Raw genomic sequence first — 17,735 nt, forward strand, 5'->3', positions numbered from 1 at the left:
TTATCCCCTAAATCCTAAATGTTTAATCATATGCCATATACGCTCTAAGCATCCAGCATCTTTTCTCCGTCTTTGCTTGGATCGTTAAAAGTAAATCCTCTGTCGGGCCATCTTCCAATTCTCTTGCAAGTTTAAGGCCACTTGAGCGTATTTCCTTATTAAGTTGTGTAAGATCATCATACAACTGACTTATTAATTCACTTTCTTTGTCATCTGCACTGGCTTCCACCAATGTCGCTTCTTTAATATACATACTCATAGTAGCAAGCGGCTTTCCCTCTATCATTAAAATTCTCTCGGCAATTTCATCCGAATCTTCCGCAACATCTGTGTACATCTCTTCAAACTTCTCGTGCAATGTAAAGAAATGTCTTCCTTGCACGTACCAATGATATCGGTGTAATTTGACATATAGGACAAAATGATTGGACAATAATTGATTGAGAAAATTAATAAGTCTTTGATTTTCCATTAAATCCACCTCGGTGATCGTTTTTTTCTATCATCGGCGAGGCGCATTCGGTTTATTCATTTTTACATAACTCTTTTAAACATTTTTTCAAGCTCGTAAGAAGAAAAATGCACAATAATCGGCCGTCCATGAGGGCAGGTAAATGGATCCGTCGTTTGTCTTAAGTCTTCAAGCAAGCGAAACATATCTTCCTGATTTAAATAATGGTTTGCTTTAATCGATCGCTTACAAGACATCATAATAGCAGCCTCTTCTCTAATCGACTCGATATTGATACGTTCGTCCGCCATTATTTGCTCCATCATTTCCCTAATAACCTCTTCTTCAAAACCTTTCGGAAACCAATTAGGGTGTGAGCGAATCACATAAGTATGCTGTCCAAAGGACTCAAAAAACAGGCCAACCTTTTCTAAATCTGCTTTATATTGCTCAATAAATATCGCTTCCTGTTTAGAAAAATCAAAGGTTAACGGCAACAAAAGCTCTTGCGCTTCGTTGTTCGTACTACCAAGTTTTGCTTTAAAAAACTCATATTTTATACGTTCTTGGGCAGCATGCTGGTCCACCATATAAAGCCCGTTTTCATTTTGTGCCATAATGTAGGTTCCGTGGAGTTGTCCAATTGGATACATCATTGGCACTCGTTGTGCTTGTTGTTTAGGTTCCGTGCTGTCCATTTCGGTTTCGGACAGTTTTTCCTCTGGCAATTCCTCTGTATACACGTTTCGATTCTTTTGCTCTTCGGTTTTTTCGAAAAGCTTGCTTGTCAGAGGTTCTGTTTTAACCGCTGCTTGCTCTTGATCAAAAATGTTTTCTCGAACTGTATCCATGTTGTTCCAAGTTTGGTCTGATACCGATTCTGCTTTTTTCTGTTCAAAATCCATCGTATTTTGAACTGTTTTTTCTCTTGCAATAGACTTTGATTGTAATTCAGGTATCAACGTTAGTTGTCTAAATCTTTCCCGTATGGTCTCTTCTATAAGCTGGAATAATTCTTTTTCTTTACTAAAACGTACTTCAAGCTTCGTTGGATGAACGTTTACATCGACAAGGATTGGATCCATCTTAATATCTAGTACAACGATAGGATATTTTCCAATTGGCAATAAAGTATGATAGGCTCTTAGAATTGATTGAGACAGTGGAATACTTCTAATATAGCGCCCATTGATCATGGTAGATATATAACTTCTTGATGCCCTTGTAACTTCAGGCTTGGCAATATAGCCTTTAATTGAAAAATCCAGTGTCTCCCGTTCTATCCAAAGCATTTGCTTGGCAATTCCCATACCATATACATTTGAAATGACCTGTAAATGATCACCTGTACCCGGGGATTTAAACAGGCCCTTCCCATTATGGGTGGCTTCAAAACGAATTTCAGGATGGGAGAGCGATAACCGGTTTAGTAGGTCTGTTATATGTCCAAGTTCTGTATGGATTGTTTTCATATACTTTAATCTAGCAGGCGTATTAAAGAATAGATCTTCAACAAGAATCTCCGAGCCTTTGCGCGCATCACTTTTCGCTTTACGTGTAACCTTGCCACCTTCTAGTTGGAGAAGTGTGCCCGCCTCCTCACCCTGCGACGTTTGAATGGTAAGTCTGCTAACAGAGGCAATACTAGCCAGCGCCTCGCCACGAAATCCTAATGTCCTTACATGAAAAAGATCGTTCTCATCTTTTATCTTACTTGTTGCATGGCGGAGGAAGGCGCGCTCACAATCATCCTCTGCCATTCCATCCCCATTATCGGTGATTTTAATTTGCTGAAGCCCTGCCTCCAATATATCTATTTTTATCCATGTGCTATTTGCATCGATGCTGTTTTCTACCAGCTCTTTTACGACAGAAGCAGGGCGTTCTACTACTTCACCAGCAGCAATCTTATTGGCTAACACATCGGGCATTTGCACAATGCTCATACTAACAATCCTTTCTATTTCGTGCTTTTTGCTTCTTTCTGTAATTGATACAAGGTATTCATGGCATCCATTGGTGTCATGTCAAATAAGTCTAGCTCTTGTAATTGTTTTATCAGCTTCGTATCTATCGGATTATTTTCACTACGGGAGTTCGAAGTTTCACGCTTTTCTTCTACGAAAAAGGACAGTTGATCAGACGCTGGTAACTCTTCTTTCGCTTTCGTTTCCTTTTGCTCCCCTTCTAGCTGTTGCAATATAAGATTTGCACGTTCAATTAAAGTTTCCGGAAGATTAGCAAGCTTTGCTACATGAATTCCATAACTTTCGTCTGCTGCACCTTCTTTTATTTGATGGAGAAAGACAACATTTCCTTCATACTCTTCTGCACGTACATGAATGTTCTTCAAGCGATCCAGTGAGTTTTCTAATGAAGTGAGCTCATGATAATGGGTGGAGAATAATGTTTTAGCATGAATATTATCATGGATATACTCGACTATCGCCTGGGCAAGCGCCATTCCATCGTAGGTACTTGTTCCCCGACCTATTTCATCTAGTAAAATCAAACTTTTATCTGTTGCATGCGAGATGGCATGGTTTGCTTCAAGCATCTCTACCATAAACGTGCTTTGTCCTGAGACTAGGTCATCGGCAGCTCCAATTCTAGTAAATATCTGGTCAAACAATAATAATTCAGCTTCATCACAAGGAACAAAGCAACCAATTTGTCCCATGATGACAGTTAAGGCAAGTTGCCGCATATACGTACTTTTACCTGACATGTTTGGACCAGTAATAAGGAGCACATTTTTCTCAGCATCTAATTCCACATCATTTGGTACGAAATTCCCGTCACGCATGACCTGCTCAATGACAGGATGACGGCCATTTTTGATAGCAAGCTTTTCTGTGCTAAAACTCGGTCGTTTAAAATTATTCACTTCACTAACTGTAGCAAAGGTTTGAAGAACATCTATCCTGCTTACTATGTCAGCCAAATATTGTATCTCTGGAATATGTCCCTTAATTTTTTCCCGAATTTCTAAAAAGAGCTGATATTCAAGTTCGACGCTTTTCTCTTCTGCCTCTAATATAAGTTGTTCTTTTTCTTTTAATTCTGGTGTGATAAATCTCTCTGCATTGGTTAGAGTCTGTTTCCGTTCATATTTATTTTCCGGTAGGAGGTGAAGATTCGCCCGTGTCACTTCAATATAATAACCAAATACACGATTATAGCCGATTTTAAGTGATTTAATATTCGTCTCTTGCTTCTCTCTCTGTTCCAGTTCAGCAATCCACTGTTTTCCATTTCGTGACGCATAACGATACGTATCAAGCTGTTCATTGTATCCATCTTTGATGATAGATCCTTCTTTTATTGAAACGGGTGGCTCGTCTACCAAGCTTTCATTCAATAATGCTACTAGATGTTCAGGGTAATGAAGGTCGTTTGCAAGGTTTACAACCTCTTTCTGATCTATTTGATTTAAGGTTTCCCTTATACCCGGGATTTTTTCTAATGATACTTTTAACTGTTGAAGGTCTCGGGCATTAACATTACCAAAAGCGATTCTACCAGCTAGTCTTTCAAGGTCATAGACAGATTTCAACGTTTCCCTTAATGTATCTCTTTCAAGAAAATGTTCATAAAATGCCGATACTGCATCAAGTCTTTCCTCGATTTTTTCCTTGTGTAGTAATGGGCGTTCAAGCCATTTCTTTAACATGCGGGATCCCATTGCGGTTACGGTCTTATCTAGAACCCAGAGCAAGCTTCCTTGTTTTCCCTTTTTCATTATCGTTTCGGTTAATTCTAAATTTCGTTTCGAGTACATATCCAATGAGAGATAATTTTTTCGATTAATGATTTCTGCTTGTTTTAAATGATCAAGGGACCGTTTTTGCGTGTCTTGCACATAATTGAGCAATCTGCTGAATGCTGTCATTAACCGTTCATCATTAAGATTCTCACTAAGGTCGCGATATTCCGCACTAAATTTGACTTCGTCCTGATAGGATAATGTGACCTGCAGGCGTGTTTGCAATTGACTTTGTAAACCTTCGGGTAGTGTGGATGGAATTACAACTTCTCTGATCGGCTGGTTGTAAAATTCATGGATGACCGCTTCAAATCCTTCCTCGATAAGGGCAAGTCGATTCTCTCCTGTAGATAAATCATTGTAAGCTATCACAAAAGAGCCATCTTCAAAGTGAGAGAGACTGGCAATATAATTATTTTCTCCCTCGGTAAGCATTGTGCTTTCCATGACTGTTCCAGGAGTTATAAGTTGAACAACTTCCCTTTTCACAACACCTTTAGCCGTCTTCGGATCTTCCACCTGTTCACAGATGGCAACTTTATAACCTTTTTCAACAAGAATTTTTATATAATTAGCTGCTGCATGGTATGGGATACCACACATTGGGATGGGCTCTTTCTGTCCAGGATCCCTTTTGGTCAAGGTTATCTCTAACTCTCTTGCAGCTTCTATTGCATCATTAAAAAACATCTCATAAAAATCACCTAATCTAAAAAATAAAAAGGCATCTTTATAAGCTGCTTTTATTTGTAAGTATTGCTCCATCATGGGTGTATATTTTGCCATGTTTCATCCTCCAAAACCTATCTTATACTAGCTATAGTATAGCATACATCCCCTTACTCATACGAATTTGCAAGAAGCTTCTAACTAGATAAAGTGAAACTTCAACCAGTAGGGGGTTCGTCCGCTACTCCCACTAAAAACTAACGGTTGCACCGGGATAAAACATTACATTATATTTGGCTAACTAGAAATCTTATTTACAAACAGCTTAAAAAACAAAAAATTACGAGAGAGACTATCCCTCGTAATTTTTATTAGTCTTTATGATGAAGGAAATCTGGTTCAACTTCTTCCAGTTCATCATCAGTTAATTCAAAATCCCAATTGTCTTCATCGTCATCAAAGTTGTTCTCAGAAGGATCAACACGGACAGCAATTTTTGTTTCACCGATAATTTGAACAACAAATTCTCTTTCAATCTCGACAACAATTTTGTGTCCCTTACTTGCAATTTTACATTCCAGGCAGTTTGGTTGCTGTGTAACTTTTGCGATTACGTCAAACTCATCATTGATACATTTATCATCTTTAACAGAAAGCGGGATTATGTCCGTATAGGTAACCCTCTCCGTTACGACCTCTGTTTTAGTATTATCATTATAGGAATACCATACATTGATGTCATAGCTCCCATTAATTTCAACAGTGTCTTCGGACTTCTTCTTAGCATTGTATAAATGATTGATCACCCAGCACCCCAGGATACTTGATGGTCTATGAGATGGCGTAATGGAATGAGAAGCTTGCGTGAATTTTTTTCCTTTTCCACAAACGGCTTTTGTAATGATTTCTCTATAGTCTTTTTCAAGAAAAGTCATAATTACTTTTACCTCCTCTTTTTTCATTCTCATTTTATGCAAGACAAATACCTAAAGTGCATAGCGATTTGTGAAAAAAGAAAAGAAACCAATTTTAAGGTGGGTGAGAAGTGTCAGGATGCGGTTTGGAAATAAAAAAAGAAAGAGACTGCTTCGTCTCTTTCATCATAATTAGTTACTGCAACCATGATTCTTTTTTGCTTTTGAGCCAGTTTCTCCTGCTAAAAGGTCACCGCCTGTTGATTCAATGACATTATTGGTAACTTCTCTGGCTATCGTTCCTGAAACGAGCTGTAATACATCATTTACAACAATTTGTGTTTCTTTAAATTCCTGAACTACTGGGATTTCGTCAATTTCATTTTGCAGACGATCAATTTCTTCCTCAATACGTTTTAACGCTTCTCTTTTCTCATAAGCCTGAAAGTTTACTGCTTGTTTCTGCAATGCTTTAATCTTTGTAATTAATTTTTGTACTTTTTGATTTTCATTTATTTTTGCTTCTACTTGCTTAAAGCGATCAATTTCTTCTGTATTTGCAAGCATTGATGCAAGTCTTTTTGCTTCTTCTAATACTTGTGTACGTGTATATTCTGCCATATTAGTTCACCTCAACTGTATTTTCTACCATCACACCGTTTAAAGACCATGTTTTTGCTTCTGTAATTTCAACTTCTACAATACTGCCAATAGCAGACTTCGGCCCTTTAAAATTGACTAATTTATTTTTTTCTGTATATCCTGCTAATACGTCAGGGTCTTTCTTACTCTCCCCTTCTACAAGCACTTTAACTTTATTATTTGTATAGGTTTTCATTGACTCTGCCGACTGCTTATTAACAAGATCGTTTAAACGATATAGGCGCTGTTTTTTCACTTCTTCTGGTACATCGTCTTTTTTTCGTGCAGCAGGTGTCCCTTCACGAGGTGAGTAGATAAACGTATAAGCTGCCTCAAATCCAACCTCTTCAACTAACGTCATCGTTTCCTCAAATTGTTCATCTGTTTCATTTGGGAACCCAACAATTATGTCAGTTGTTAATGTCGCATTTGGCATTGCTTCACGAATTTTCCTTACAAGTTCAAGGTATTCCTCTCTCGTATACTTGCGGTTCATTTTCTTTAAGATCTCACTGCTTCCTGATTGTACTGGCAAGTGAATATGATCTAGTAAATTACCGCCTTTGGCCAATACTTCAATTAGACGGTCGTCAAAATCGCGTGGATGGGAAGTTGTAAAGCGCACCCGCGGAATATTTATTTTGTGCATGTCATCCATTAAGTCACCAAGACCATAGGTTAAATCTTCAAAATCTTTACCGTAGGCGTTAACATTTTGCCCCAGCAATGTTACCTCCTGATAGCCTTGGGCAGCAAGGTGACGTACCTCTTGTATAATGTCCTCAGGTCGTCGACTTCTTTCTTTTCCTCGGGTCATGGGAACGATACAGTAGGTACAGAATTTATCGCAACCATACATGATATTTACCCATGCTTTGATTTTTCCTTTCCTTGCTTTAGGGAGATTCTCTATAACATCTCCTTCTTTTGACCACACTTCTACAATCTTTTCTTTGCCAAACATTGCTTCTTTCACTAAATGTGGCAAGCGATGAATGTTGTGTGTTCCAAAGATGAGGTCCACATGCTGATGCTTTTTCAGTATACGGTTTACAACAGATTCTTCCTGTGACATGCAACCGCAAACACCTAGAATAAGATCAGGCTTTTCTAATTTTAAAGGTTTTAAATGGCCAATCTCACCGAACACTTTGTTTTCAGCATTTTCTCTGATGGCACAAGTGTTTAGTAGAATAATGTCTGCTTCATTTGTATCAGAAGTTGACTCATATCCCATTTCGGTTAAGATACCCGCCATCACTTCTGTATCGTGTTCATTCATCTGACATCCATATGTACGTATTAAAAACTTTTTTCCCTCACCAATTCGCTCCATGTCTTCCGGAATAGCAAAATCATAGTGAACGTTTACTTTATCCCGACCACGCTTTCGAGCTTTATTTAAATTAGGTGGTTCATAAGTAGTTTCGAAGTATTTCGCAAAATCAGCGCTTGTTTTTTCATGTAAAGGTTTTTCCAGTCCGGATTTTCTGTCCGCGGCATCTGCCTGATTGACTATTTGCGACTGTTCTTTTCGTTGCTGTTCGTTCATTTAAAAGACCCCTTTCATGTGTTCCCACACCAAACTATACCTATACAATATTACAGTATAAATGCTACAAGCAAAATACACAATATTATAACTCAAAAGCATGGAGCACCTTTTCATCTTTTTGGCAAAGTGTTTGTATTAAAATTGTCCCACGCCATACTTTCTCCCTTAAACTATCTCTTTTAAGCTTATTTCTACCATAATAAAAACCTCCCTAAATTGCGGGAGGTAATATCGTTTATTCTATTTATCTCGGTTCTACAATAAGTTTAATGGCTGTTCTTTCTTCATTATCAATCATAATATCCGTAAATGCCGGTATACAGATTAAATCCACTCCACTTGGAGCTACGAAACCTCTTGCAATAGCTACAGCTTTTACCGATTGGTTTAGTGCACCAGCACCAATTGCCTGGATTTCCGCTGTGCCACGTTCTCTTAGGACATTCGCGAGTGCGCCCGCTACTGAATTTGGACTTGATTTAGCTGAAACTTTTAATACTTCCATTACTAGTACCTCCTTTATTTGCTATTGTAGTTCTATTGCTACTATATTCTTGGAGATGTTAGCTTATTACAGTATGGACAAATAATTCACAGATTCAAAGACTAGCCAAAAAATGGGTGATCCTCATTAATCATAATCCGCTCTACTTTAGTTGCTTTCCCACTATTCTTATCAATTGAAACAACGAATCCATTTAATTGTGTTCTTCCCTCTTTCGTGATTTCAAAACGTACCGGCATAGATGTAAGAAATCTTTTCATTACAGCTTCTCTATTTACTCCAAGGATTCCATCATATGGCCCTGTCATCCCAACATCTGAAATATATGCTGTACCCCCAGGCAAAATGCGTTCATCTGCTGTTTGTGTATGTGTATGCGTACCAACTATAGCACTTACCCTTCCATCCACATACCATCCCATCGCTTGCTTTTCACTTGTAGCTTCACCGTGAAAATCAACAAAAATAATATTCGTACGTTGCTTTGCCTCTTCAATTAAAAGGTCCATCTTTTGAAATGGATCATCTATAACAGGTAGAAAAGTGCGGCCCTGCATATTTATAACCGCTATTTCCGTACCATTTACATTCAAATAAACAATACCCTTCCCTGGGTTATTTTCAGGAAAATTCGCTGGACGTATCATATATTTTGCATCATCAATAAACTCAAAGATTTCTTTCTTATCCCATGTGTGGTTACCCATGGTAACGACTTGTGCGCCCCATTCTAAAAACTGCTTGTAAATTTTTTCTGTAATGCCCTTTCCAGACGCAGCATTTTCACCATTGATAATTGTCACGGTCGGGCGATATTTCTCTTTTAATTTCGGTAAATAATCCTGTACCATGTCTCTTCCCGGTGAACCTACTACATCACCAATAAATAATATCTTCATAATTAGTTCATCCCATCTATATTAATTATATTTAGTTTTTCATATAAACTTTCTATTGTCAAAACGTAGCCTTTTTTCTAATCCCTAAGGTATATAAGACAACTCAAATCGGCCAAAATCCAACAATTTTTCATAGAGTGTTATGAAACCAGAATAACTTTTTACCAAACAAAAAAAGCGGTCATTGACCGCTTTTTTTGATAGGCTATGCATTATTTTGCATATTCAACTGCCCTGGTTTCTCTGATTACCGTAACTTTTATGTGTCCAGGATAATCAAGTTCACCTTCAATTCGTTTTCGTATATCTCTAGCAATACGAACAGATTCGATGTCATCAATTTCGTCAGGTTTAACCATGATTCTTATTTCTCTTCCTGCCTGGATAGCAAAAGATTTTTCTACTCCCGTAAAGGATTCAGATATCTCTTCCAGTTTCTCCAACCTCTTAATGTAATTCTCAAGTGTTTCACTTCTTGCGCCAGGTCTAGCAGCAGATAGTGCATCCGCAGCAGCAACCAGGACAGAAATGATGGAGGTAGGTTCCTCATCACCATGGTGGGAGGCAATCGAGTTAATGACAACTTCGTGCTCTTTGTACTTCATTGCTAGTTCTTTACCAATCTCAACATGGCTACCTTCTACTTCATGGTCAATTGCCTTTCCGATATCATGAAGTAATCCCGCTCTTCTAGCCAATGTCTCATCTTCACCTAATTCAGCTGCAAGCAATCCAGATAAGTAAGCAACTTCTGTTGAGTGCTTAAGGACATTTTGTCCATAACTTGTCCGGTATTTCAGTCGACCAAGTATTTTAACCAGATCCGGGTGGAGACCATGTACACCAACTTCAAATGTGGTTTCCTCACCGATCTCTCTTATATATTCGTCCACTTCACGTCTGGATTTATCAACCATTTCCTCAATTCTCGCAGGGTGAATTCTACCGTCCTGTACAAGTTTTTCAAGTGCCAAACGGGCAGTCTCTCGACGAATTGGATCAAATCCAGATAGAATTACCGCCTCTGGGGTGTCATCTATAATAAGATCTATTCCAGTTAATGTTTCCAGTGTACGTATATTGCGTCCTTCTCTACCAATTATACGTCCCTTCATTTCATCGTTTGGAAGATTCACTACAGAAACGGTTGTTTCCGCAACGTGGTCTGCTGCACAGCGCTGCAGGGCAAGGGAAAGAATGTTCTTCGCCTTTTTGTCTGCTTCTTCCTTCGCACGATTCTCAGCTTCCTTGATCATTAGTGCGGATTCATGCGCAACATCTTTTTCAATACGCTCTAAGATAACCTGTCTTGCCTGGTCGGTCGTGTATCCTGAAATGCGCTCAAGCTCTGTTTGCTGCTCCTGCTTCATAGCCTCCACTTTGCTTTCCATTTCTTCAATTTGTTGTTGTTTTTCTGTTAGTGACTGTTCTCTCTTCTCTAACATGAGCTCACGCTTGTCTACTGTATCACTTTTTCTGTCCAGATTTTCTTCTTTTTGCATCAGACGATTTTCTTGCTTTTGTACATCTAAACGACGTTCTCGTAACTCGTCTTCTGTCTGCTGACGAAGCTTGTGATTTTCATCCTTCGCTTCAAGAAGTGCCTCTTTTTTAGCGGCATCTGCATTTCGATGTGCCTCATCCACTATTTGTTTAGCTAAGGTTTCTGCACTGGAGATCTTAGCTTCAGCAATAGATTTACGAATCAGATAACCAACAACAATACCGACGATTAGGAGCAAAATGGAGATGATTATAAAGATAGGATTGTCCATAATTTCACCTCCTATTGCTATTAAATTTTACAAATCATTATTGTCGGCATGTACCGTTTTCAAATGCAAAAGAACAATAATTCATATAATATAAATTATAAATTTATACATATTTAATTTTAATTGTCTATATAAGGAATGTCAAGGAAACGTCACAAACTATTTCGTTACCCTAATAGGAAATAGAAGAAACGCTTTTATTTCTCATATTTAATAGGAAGTAATTAGCTCGATATAGACCTCTATTCACCCACAATGACAAGAATATAGGCATATAGGGAAAATACTAAACTGTAACAATCAAACTTAAAACCTTATAAAGAAAACCGGACATATTCGAATTTGCTTCGAAATATTGTCCGGCATTTTTAATAGAATACTACTAAAGTTTTCAATTCCTGCTTACACATCAAAACTTTCCTGGCTAACCTCTTCTGCTTCCTCTTCTGGCTCTTCATCCAACTTATAATGTTGACGAATTGCTTCATGGATTTCAGCCGTTATGTCTGTGTTTTCCTTCAGGAATTGCTTCGCATTTTCGCGACCTTGGCCTAACCTTTCTTCATTATAGGAATACCAAGCACCGCTTTTCAGTACAATGTCCAGATCTGATCCAATATCAAGAATCTCACCTTCTCTAGATATACCTTCACCATACATAATATCTACTTCCGCCTGCTTGAAAGGTGGAGCTACTTTATTTTTTACTACTTTAATTCTAGCTTTATTTCCCATGATGTCGTTACCCTGCTTCAAAGTCTCTGCACGACGAACTTCTAGTCTTACAGATGAATAGAATTTTAGTGCACGACCACCTGGTGTAGTTTCAGGGTTACCGAACATGACACCTACTTTTTCACGGATCTGGTTAATAAAGATAGCAGTGGTTTTTGACTTGTTAATTGCTCCAGATAGCTTTCTAAGTGCCTGTGACATAAGACGAGCTTGAAGCCCAACATGGGCGTCACCCATTTCACCTTCTATTTCAGCTTTCGGTACAAGGGCAGCGACGGAGTCTACTACAACGATATCTACTGCACCACTTCGCACAAGCGCCTCAGCTATTTCCAGTGCTTGCTCCCCCGTATCTGGTTGGGATAACAACAATTCATCAATGTTAACACCCAGTGCTCTTGCATAGATTGGATCAAGTGCATGCTCTGCATCAATAAAAGCAGCCTGTCCACCTTTTTGCTGAGCCTCTGCAATGGCATGTAAAGCAACAGTCGTTTTACCTGAAGACTCCGGGCCATATATTTCAATAACACGTCCGCGCGGGTATCCACCTATTCCTAATGCAACATCTAAAGCAAGTGATCCACTAGGAATGGTTGCTATCTTCCTTTGTTCCTGCTCCCCAAGTTTCATTATTGATCCTTTACCAAATTGCTTCTCTATTTGTCTCAACGCCATATCTAACGCTTGTTTTCTATCGCTCACAACGTACTCCTCCTTCAGTTCTTCTATTTACATCATACATTGTTTTTTGCCTTTTGCCAAGAAAAAAACGAATAAATGTTCCCCTTTTTTAATATGGTTCTATTGGAAAAAACAGCATTTTACAGTATGAAGGCCAAGCTAGAATTAAATTATCTCCTCATACAACCTACTCAAGAGTGGATTTTAAATAATTAAAAAGAAATTCTAATCCCTTTATTGTCGCCCGATGTCTTACTGAATTGCGATCACCATGTAGATGATAACCTTTCGTTTCAGAACGTTTATTCATGTGGTCGTATATGGAAACAAAGACAGTACCTGGTTGTTGGTCCTCTATTGACATAGGTCCCGCAACTCCAGTAAATGAAATTCCATATGAACTACCCAGCAAACCACTTACCTTCTCAGCCATCTGTTCTGCACAAACTTCAGAAACGGTACCGTCTTCTACGAGGACTTCCTCTGATATTCCAAGTACATTCCTTTTTACATCCGTGTCATAGCATACAATTGAACCTTTACAGGCAGCTGAAGCACCAGAAACAGAGACGAGTTTATCAGTAAACATTCCGCCCGTCAGGCTTTCCGCTGCAGCTATCGTCTTACCACTAGATTTGAGTAAATCTATTATTTGTTGCTCGATCGTTTGCTCATCGACACCAAAAAGATATTCCCCGAGTCGATCCTCTACTTGTGCTTTTGTTTGTTCTAGCAAAGAATTGGCTTCTGTTTCGGAGTTATGTCTGGCAGTCAGCCTGATTACAACACCACTTTCTTGCGCTAGCGGTGCGAGAGTAGGGTTGCTTTGATTTTGAATTAAATCATATAATTCATGCTCAAGTTGGGACTCTCCGATTCCGATAAACTTTAAGATCATTGATTTGATAACTTGCTTTTCACCAGTCAAATTCTGCAAATATGGAAAAACAGAAGTACTGGCCAAATGCTTCATCTCTCTTGGGACTCCAGGAAGAAAAACCCATATTCTCTCTTCATGAGTGACAATCATACCAGGGGCCATCCCAGCATGGTTTTCCAATACGCTAGCTCCTGAGAAAACTCGCGCCTGCTTCCGATTATTCGGTGTCATATTGGTTCCGCGTTTAGTGAAAAAAGCTGTTATTTTATCCATGGAGGGCGCATGTTCTACAATGTCCATACCACTCATTGCTTGGAACGCCTCTCTTGTTAAATCATCATCTGTCGGGCCCAACCCCCCTGTCACAATAATCACATCTGAACGAGCATGGGCTTGGTTGAATATTGCTTTGACACGCTGCAAGTTGTCTCCTACAACAGTATGATGGTACACATTAACCCCGAATAAAGCGAGTTGTTGAGATAACCACTGTGCATTTGTATTCGAAATTTGTCCGAGCAATAATTCCGTACCTACTGCAACAATCTCTGTTTTTAATTGTTTCATCACTTCGAATCCCTCATAACATGCCAGTTTTTCATGAAGTAATCAACACCCGAAACTATGGTGAAGAATAGTGCAGCATAAAGCATTACCGTACCGAACGGAAAGCCTATGTAGGAAAACGGGAACTGATGTAGAAGTAAAATTGCAATTGCGACCATTTGTGTTGCTGTTTTAAGCTTCCCCATGCTACCAGCAGCAAGTACTATACCTTCCCCGGCCGCGACAAGTCGTAACCCTGTAACTGCAAACTCTCTGCTTATAATGACAATCACAAGCCAAGCTGGTGCCATTCCCATCTCCACTAACAGTATTAACGCTGCTGAGACAAGAAGCTTATCAGCAAGTGGGTCTAAAAACTTTCCTAGATTTGTTACGAGGTTATGTTTACGTGCATAATGACCGTCAACCCAATCTGTAGCAGCTGCTAATATGAACAGCAAAGCCGCTATGAAATCTGATACAGGTAGAGATGTTTCCCCAATATCCCAAGTGCCCCAATTAAATGGGATACTTAACAATAGAATAAAGATAGGGATTAGAAAAATTCGAGATAGCGTAATTTTATTAGGTACATTCATTCGTAAATCCTCCTATTATGTTTACTATTATGTGTAAGATAAGTGATAAAACCCTTCCGTAAGTATAAAAGGGAAGGGCTTCTCTACAATTATTCTGTTTCCTGGTTAATTTCCAGCCAAATATCCTGACGCACTTTTGCATTCGCGTCAACCGGATATTCCATCTCCATTCCATTTATCGTAATGGTTAAATTAGAGGCATTTCCGATCTTAAAGAATATGCGTCCTTTTCCACTTAAGTCAATTTCTAGTGGGGATTGGTCACTGGTAAACATTCCTTCTTCAAAAAATGTCTCCCCATCTTCAGATTCTACAAGAAGCCAAGTATCGCTTTCTGCTTCCAATGTTGCTGTTATTTCATCCCCAGCGTTATCTAATGCTACAGTTGAGACAGGTGTAGACCCCGTCCCCTCTTCCACTACAGAAAAAGAAGGCTCTGGCTGATTTTCTTCCTGTTCTTGTTCATCTGTTTCTTCCTGATCCCCATCGTCAGTAGTAGACTCATCTTCATTGCTTTCATTATCATCATTACCAGATGCATTCTCTTGTGAATTTTCTGGGTTGGTTATAATAATGTCTTCTTCCTCACTTGGCGCATTGCTTTCATCATTCCCCATGGATTGATTAATAAAATACCATGCAGCAAAAAGGATACCTATAACGAGTATAACTGTAATAATTGTTGGCAAAATGGAAGAATGGGAACTGCTTTTCTCAGCATTTCCAGATTTCCTTGTCCGTTGCATACGAGTATATTGTGCTTCATCTTGTTCTTCTGTTTTTGGTACTTCTTCTTTGTACTCCTCTAACAATTCATCTGGATCAAGTCCTACCGCATTGGCATATTCCTTAATAAATGCCCGTGCATAAAACTTACCGGGAAGGATTTTCATATTCCCTTCTTCAATCGCCATGAGGTAACGTTTCTGTATTTTGGTAGATTCTTGAAGACTTTCTAAAGAGATATTCTTCGCTTCTCTCGCTTCCTTTAACCGTACACCAATTTCCATATATAAACACCATCCATTTTAAAAATCAAACATTGTAAAGCCATTGTCCTGGCTAAAATCCTGCCTTTCGATAGGCTCATATGTAATTACTTCATCTTCATGGCTTCGAAGTTCAATGATATAGTCAAAATCATCTATTTTATACTCCGTCGCCTGTACAAAAATATCTGGATGCTCAACCACCTTTATAGATGGAAGTTGCATCACCTCTCGTATTAATTGCCAATGTTTCTCATTCGCTCTGTTCTTTGAAACCACGCCATCAATAATATATATATTATCGGGGTTATATTCACCTTCAATCAGTTTACTGCGCACCGTCTGCTTTAGTAATGTACTTGACACAAACAACCATCGCTTATTCGCACAGACACTTGCTGCCACCACTGATTCTGTTTTGCCAACCCGTGGCATCCCTCGAATACCTATTAGTTTATGGCCTTCTTGTTTATATAATTCCGCCATAAAATCGACTAATAAACCAAGTTCATCTCTCACAAACCGAATTGTCTTACGGTCATCAACATCTCTATGAATGTACTTCCCATGTCGAACAGCTAATTTATCCCGCAGTTTTGGCTTCCTGATCTTTGTCACATTAATTGTGTCCATTGTTTGCAAAATTGTCTTTAGTCTTGTAATGTTTTCATCATATTTAGAGAGCAGAAGCATTCCTCTCCTGGAATTCTCTACTCCATTTATTGTGATAATGTTGATTGACAACATTCCTAGCAATGAGGAAATATCACCAAGTAACCCAGGTCGATTTATTTGGATTTCATATTCAAGATACCATTCTGTTCTCTCCATAAGATTACTCCTTAGTAAATAACTTCCTAAAATCTATCATGTCAATCCCTCTCTATATAATAAAGGATTTTTACGAAAGTGAAAAGAGATTATCATCCATATGTGTAAATAAAGTTAGAAAAATGCAAAGCGCCGATTAGAAAAGTAGCGACTGGGGTGTTGTAAGCCTAGAAATTATACCCGCAATAGCAAAAAAGGAAAAAGGAATTGCACTATTTCTCTACAATCCCTTTTTCTTCATTCGTTTTATTTGCTTGTTACTTTTGGACAAGCTTAATCATTGTGTTTGCAAGTGCTTGTTGTTCCTCTTCAGAAGCAGCGTTCCATAGTTCACGCAACACAGCCTCTTCTTCATTCTTAGCTTCTACACTTTGTGAAAGGTAATCGCCTACTTCTTGTGCTACACTTTGAATTGTCTTTTCACTCATACCCTGTTGCTGGGCTTGCTGTAATTTATCCGATAAGAAACCCTTCCAGGAATCAAAATTATCCAATACTGACATACAGATGCCTCCTTCCATGTTATACACCTATAGTATTTGATGAAAAGCAGGCTTTATACATGGAATTTGTTAGATCACCAACCACCAGTCATGTTAATGATTTCACCGTGAATATAAGGAGAGTGCTTATCAAGTAAAAACGTGACTAAATTTGCTATTTCTTCTGGTTTGCCAGCTCGGCGTAATGGGATCTCATCCAAAATGGCTTCTCTCTCGTCTTCGTCTAGTTGCCCATTCATTTTTGTTTCAATAAAACCCGGACTTATCCCATTAACTGATATCCCTGTTGGTCCTACCTCTTTTGCAAGTGCCTTGACAAAACTGTTTTGTGCGCCTTTTACGGAAGAGTAAACCACTTCATTGCTAGCACCTTCTCTACCCCAAATAGAAGTAATAAAAATGATATTACCATCGCTTTTTTGAATCATATAGGGGAGTAGATGCTTGGTAAGCAACCAAGGGGCTTTGACGTGTATGGATAACATCTCATCCATTACCTTATCCGGCGTTTGCTGGAAGACCCCATAATAGGCATGGCCTCCAGCATAAATGACACTATCCACCGAATAAGCGAGTTGATTTATAAAATTCTGTATACCTTCTGGTTTTGCCAAATTTGCCTCGATTATATCTAAAACAGCTTCTGAATCATGCCGCCTTCTAAACTCGTGCAATCTTGCTTTATTTTGGTAACCATGCAAAAGAAGGGTATAGCCGCTTAGTACAAGTTTTTCAGCAATTGCCATTCCAATATCTCCACTTGCACCTATAATTAATACATTCTTCCCCATT

Annotated in this window: 16 protein-coding genes; all 16 read right to left on the bottom strand. The window is 38.7% G+C overall.

The genetic code is table 11. The annotated features are described in order from the left end of the window. Positions 1-22: 22 nt before the first annotated feature. A complete protein-coding gene (locus BN988_RS02945) occupies positions 23-472 on the bottom strand; it encodes a Dps family protein (protein ID WP_036572971.1) in 450 nt (149 codons plus the stop codon). A 62-nt stretch (positions 473-534) separates the two neighbouring features. Continuing rightward, on the bottom strand, positions 535-2,397 hold the full coding sequence (mutL, locus tag BN988_RS02950) for a DNA mismatch repair endonuclease MutL (protein WP_036572972.1): 1,863 nt from the start codon (positions 2,395-2,397) through the stop codon (positions 535-537). Between the two features lie 14 nt (positions 2,398-2,411). Then, on the bottom strand, positions 2,412-5,003 hold the full coding sequence (mutS, locus tag BN988_RS02955; RefSeq protein ID WP_036572974.1) for a DNA mismatch repair protein MutS: 2,592 nt from the start codon (positions 5,001-5,003) through the stop codon (positions 2,412-2,414). A gap of 254 nt (positions 5,004-5,257) precedes the next feature. Then, positions 5,258-5,821, bottom strand: a complete 564-nt coding sequence (locus BN988_RS02960) for an outer spore coat protein CotE (RefSeq protein WP_036572975.1) — start codon at positions 5,819-5,821, stop codon at positions 5,258-5,260. A gap of 171 nt (positions 5,822-5,992) precedes the next feature. Then, on the bottom strand, positions 5,993-6,421 hold the full coding sequence (locus BN988_RS02965; RefSeq protein ID WP_036572976.1) for a RicAFT regulatory complex protein RicA family protein: 429 nt from the start codon (positions 6,419-6,421) through the stop codon (positions 5,993-5,995). A 1-nt stretch (position 6,422) separates the two neighbouring features. Continuing rightward, a complete protein-coding gene (gene miaB, locus BN988_RS02970; protein ID WP_036572977.1) occupies positions 6,423-7,994 on the bottom strand; it encodes a tRNA (N6-isopentenyl adenosine(37)-C2)-methylthiotransferase MiaB in 1,572 nt (523 codons plus the stop codon). 247 nt (positions 7,995-8,241) lie between these two features. Beyond that, entirely contained in the window at positions 8,242-8,502 is a 261-nt protein-coding gene (locus tag BN988_RS02975; protein ID WP_036572979.1) for a stage V sporulation protein S, read from the bottom strand. 101 nt (positions 8,503-8,603) lie between these two features. Further along, the gene (locus BN988_RS02980) at positions 8,604-9,401 is read right to left on the bottom strand and encodes a TIGR00282 family metallophosphoesterase (RefSeq protein WP_036572980.1); all 798 of its coding nucleotides are present in this window, start codon (positions 9,399-9,401) and stop codon (positions 8,604-8,606) included. A gap of 212 nt (positions 9,402-9,613) precedes the next feature. Next, positions 9,614-11,176 carry a ribonuclease Y gene (rny, locus tag BN988_RS02985; protein WP_036572982.1) on the bottom strand — a complete coding sequence of 521 codons (1,563 nt, stop codon included), beginning with the start codon at positions 11,174-11,176 and terminating at the stop codon, positions 9,614-9,616. Between the two features lie 402 nt (positions 11,177-11,578). Beyond that, on the bottom strand, positions 11,579-12,616 hold the full coding sequence (gene recA / locus BN988_RS02990; RefSeq protein WP_036572983.1) for a recombinase RecA: 1,038 nt from the start codon (positions 12,614-12,616) through the stop codon (positions 11,579-11,581). A 166-nt stretch (positions 12,617-12,782) separates the two neighbouring features. Next, positions 12,783-14,042, bottom strand: coding sequence for a competence/damage-inducible protein A (locus tag BN988_RS02995; RefSeq protein ID WP_036572985.1), 1,260 nt, complete (start codon positions 14,040-14,042; stop codon positions 12,783-12,785). Continuing rightward, on the bottom strand, positions 14,042-14,620 hold the full coding sequence (gene pgsA, locus BN988_RS03000; protein WP_036572987.1) for a CDP-diacylglycerol--glycerol-3-phosphate 3-phosphatidyltransferase: 579 nt from the start codon (positions 14,618-14,620) through the stop codon (positions 14,042-14,044). The genes BN988_RS02995 and pgsA overlap by 1 nt, the downstream gene beginning before the upstream one ends. A gap of 89 nt (positions 14,621-14,709) precedes the next feature. Then, entirely contained in the window at positions 14,710-15,630 is a 921-nt protein-coding gene (locus tag BN988_RS03005) for a helix-turn-helix domain-containing protein (RefSeq protein WP_036572988.1), read from the bottom strand. 18 nt (positions 15,631-15,648) lie between these two features. Further along, complete coding sequence (locus BN988_RS03010) at positions 15,649-16,440, bottom strand: DUF3388 domain-containing protein (protein WP_036572989.1); 792 nt, start codon at positions 16,438-16,440, stop codon at positions 15,649-15,651. A gap of 257 nt (positions 16,441-16,697) precedes the next feature. Then, positions 16,698-16,943: a DUF3243 domain-containing protein gene (locus BN988_RS03015; RefSeq protein WP_036572990.1), complete on the bottom strand. Its 246-nt coding sequence runs from the start codon at positions 16,941-16,943 to the stop codon at positions 16,698-16,700. Positions 16,944-17,017: 74 nt separating this feature from the next. After that, positions 17,018-17,734, bottom strand: a complete 717-nt coding sequence (gene ymfI / locus BN988_RS03020; protein ID WP_036572991.1) for an elongation factor P 5-aminopentanone reductase — start codon at positions 17,732-17,734, stop codon at positions 17,018-17,020. Position 17,735 lies beyond the last annotated feature (1 nt).

The organism is Oceanobacillus picturae, from assembly GCF_000612865.1.
In the GTDB taxonomy this organism is placed as follows: Bacteria; Bacillota; Bacilli; order Bacillales; family Amphibacillaceae; genus Oceanobacillus_B; species Oceanobacillus_B jordanicus.

Bases quoted from the DNA above. Each gene is read 5' to 3' on its own strand.
- BN988_RS03010 (WP_036572989.1), bottom strand. From the start codon at position 16,440: ATGGAGAGAACAGAATGGTATCTTGAATATGAAATCCAAATAAATCGA.
- BN988_RS02995 (WP_036572985.1), bottom strand. From the start codon at position 14,042: ATGAAACAATTAAAAACAGAGATTGTTGCAGTAGGTACGGAATTATTG.
- BN988_RS03005 (WP_036572988.1), bottom strand. From the start codon at position 15,630: ATGGAAATTGGTGTACGGTTAAAGGAAGCGAGAGAAGCGAAGAATATC.
- BN988_RS02960 (WP_036572975.1), bottom strand. From the start codon at position 5,821: ATGACTTTTCTTGAAAAAGACTATAGAGAAATCATTACAAAAGCCGTT.
- mutS (WP_036572974.1), bottom strand. From the start codon at position 5,003: ATGGCAAAATATACACCCATGATGGAGCAATACTTACAAATAAAAGCA.
- pgsA (WP_036572987.1), bottom strand. From the start codon at position 14,620: ATGAATGTACCTAATAAAATTACGCTATCTCGAATTTTTCTAATCCCT.
- miaB (WP_036572977.1), bottom strand. From the start codon at position 7,994: ATGAACGAACAGCAACGAAAAGAACAGTCGCAAATAGTCAATCAGGCA.
- ymfI (WP_036572991.1), bottom strand. From the start codon at position 17,734: ATGGGGAAGAATGTATTAATTATAGGTGCAAGTGGAGATATTGGAATG.
- BN988_RS02965 (WP_036572976.1), bottom strand. From the start codon at position 6,421: ATGGCAGAATATACACGTACACAAGTATTAGAAGAAGCAAAAAGACTT.
- rny (WP_036572982.1), bottom strand. From the start codon at position 11,176: ATGGACAATCCTATCTTTATAATCATCTCCATTTTGCTCCTAATCGTC.
- BN988_RS02975 (WP_036572979.1), bottom strand. From the start codon at position 8,502: ATGGAAGTATTAAAAGTTTCAGCTAAATCAAGTCCAAATTCAGTAGCG.
- BN988_RS02945 (WP_036572971.1), bottom strand. From the start codon at position 472: ATGGAAAATCAAAGACTTATTAATTTTCTCAATCAATTATTGTCCAAT.
- BN988_RS02980 (WP_036572980.1), bottom strand. From the start codon at position 9,401: ATGAAGATATTATTTATTGGTGATGTAGTAGGTTCACCGGGAAGAGAC.
- mutL (WP_036572972.1), bottom strand. From the start codon at position 2,397: ATGAGCATTGTGCAAATGCCCGATGTGTTAGCCAATAAGATTGCTGCT.
- BN988_RS03015 (WP_036572990.1), bottom strand. From the start codon at position 16,943: ATGTCAGTATTGGATAATTTTGATTCCTGGAAGGGTTTCTTATCGGAT.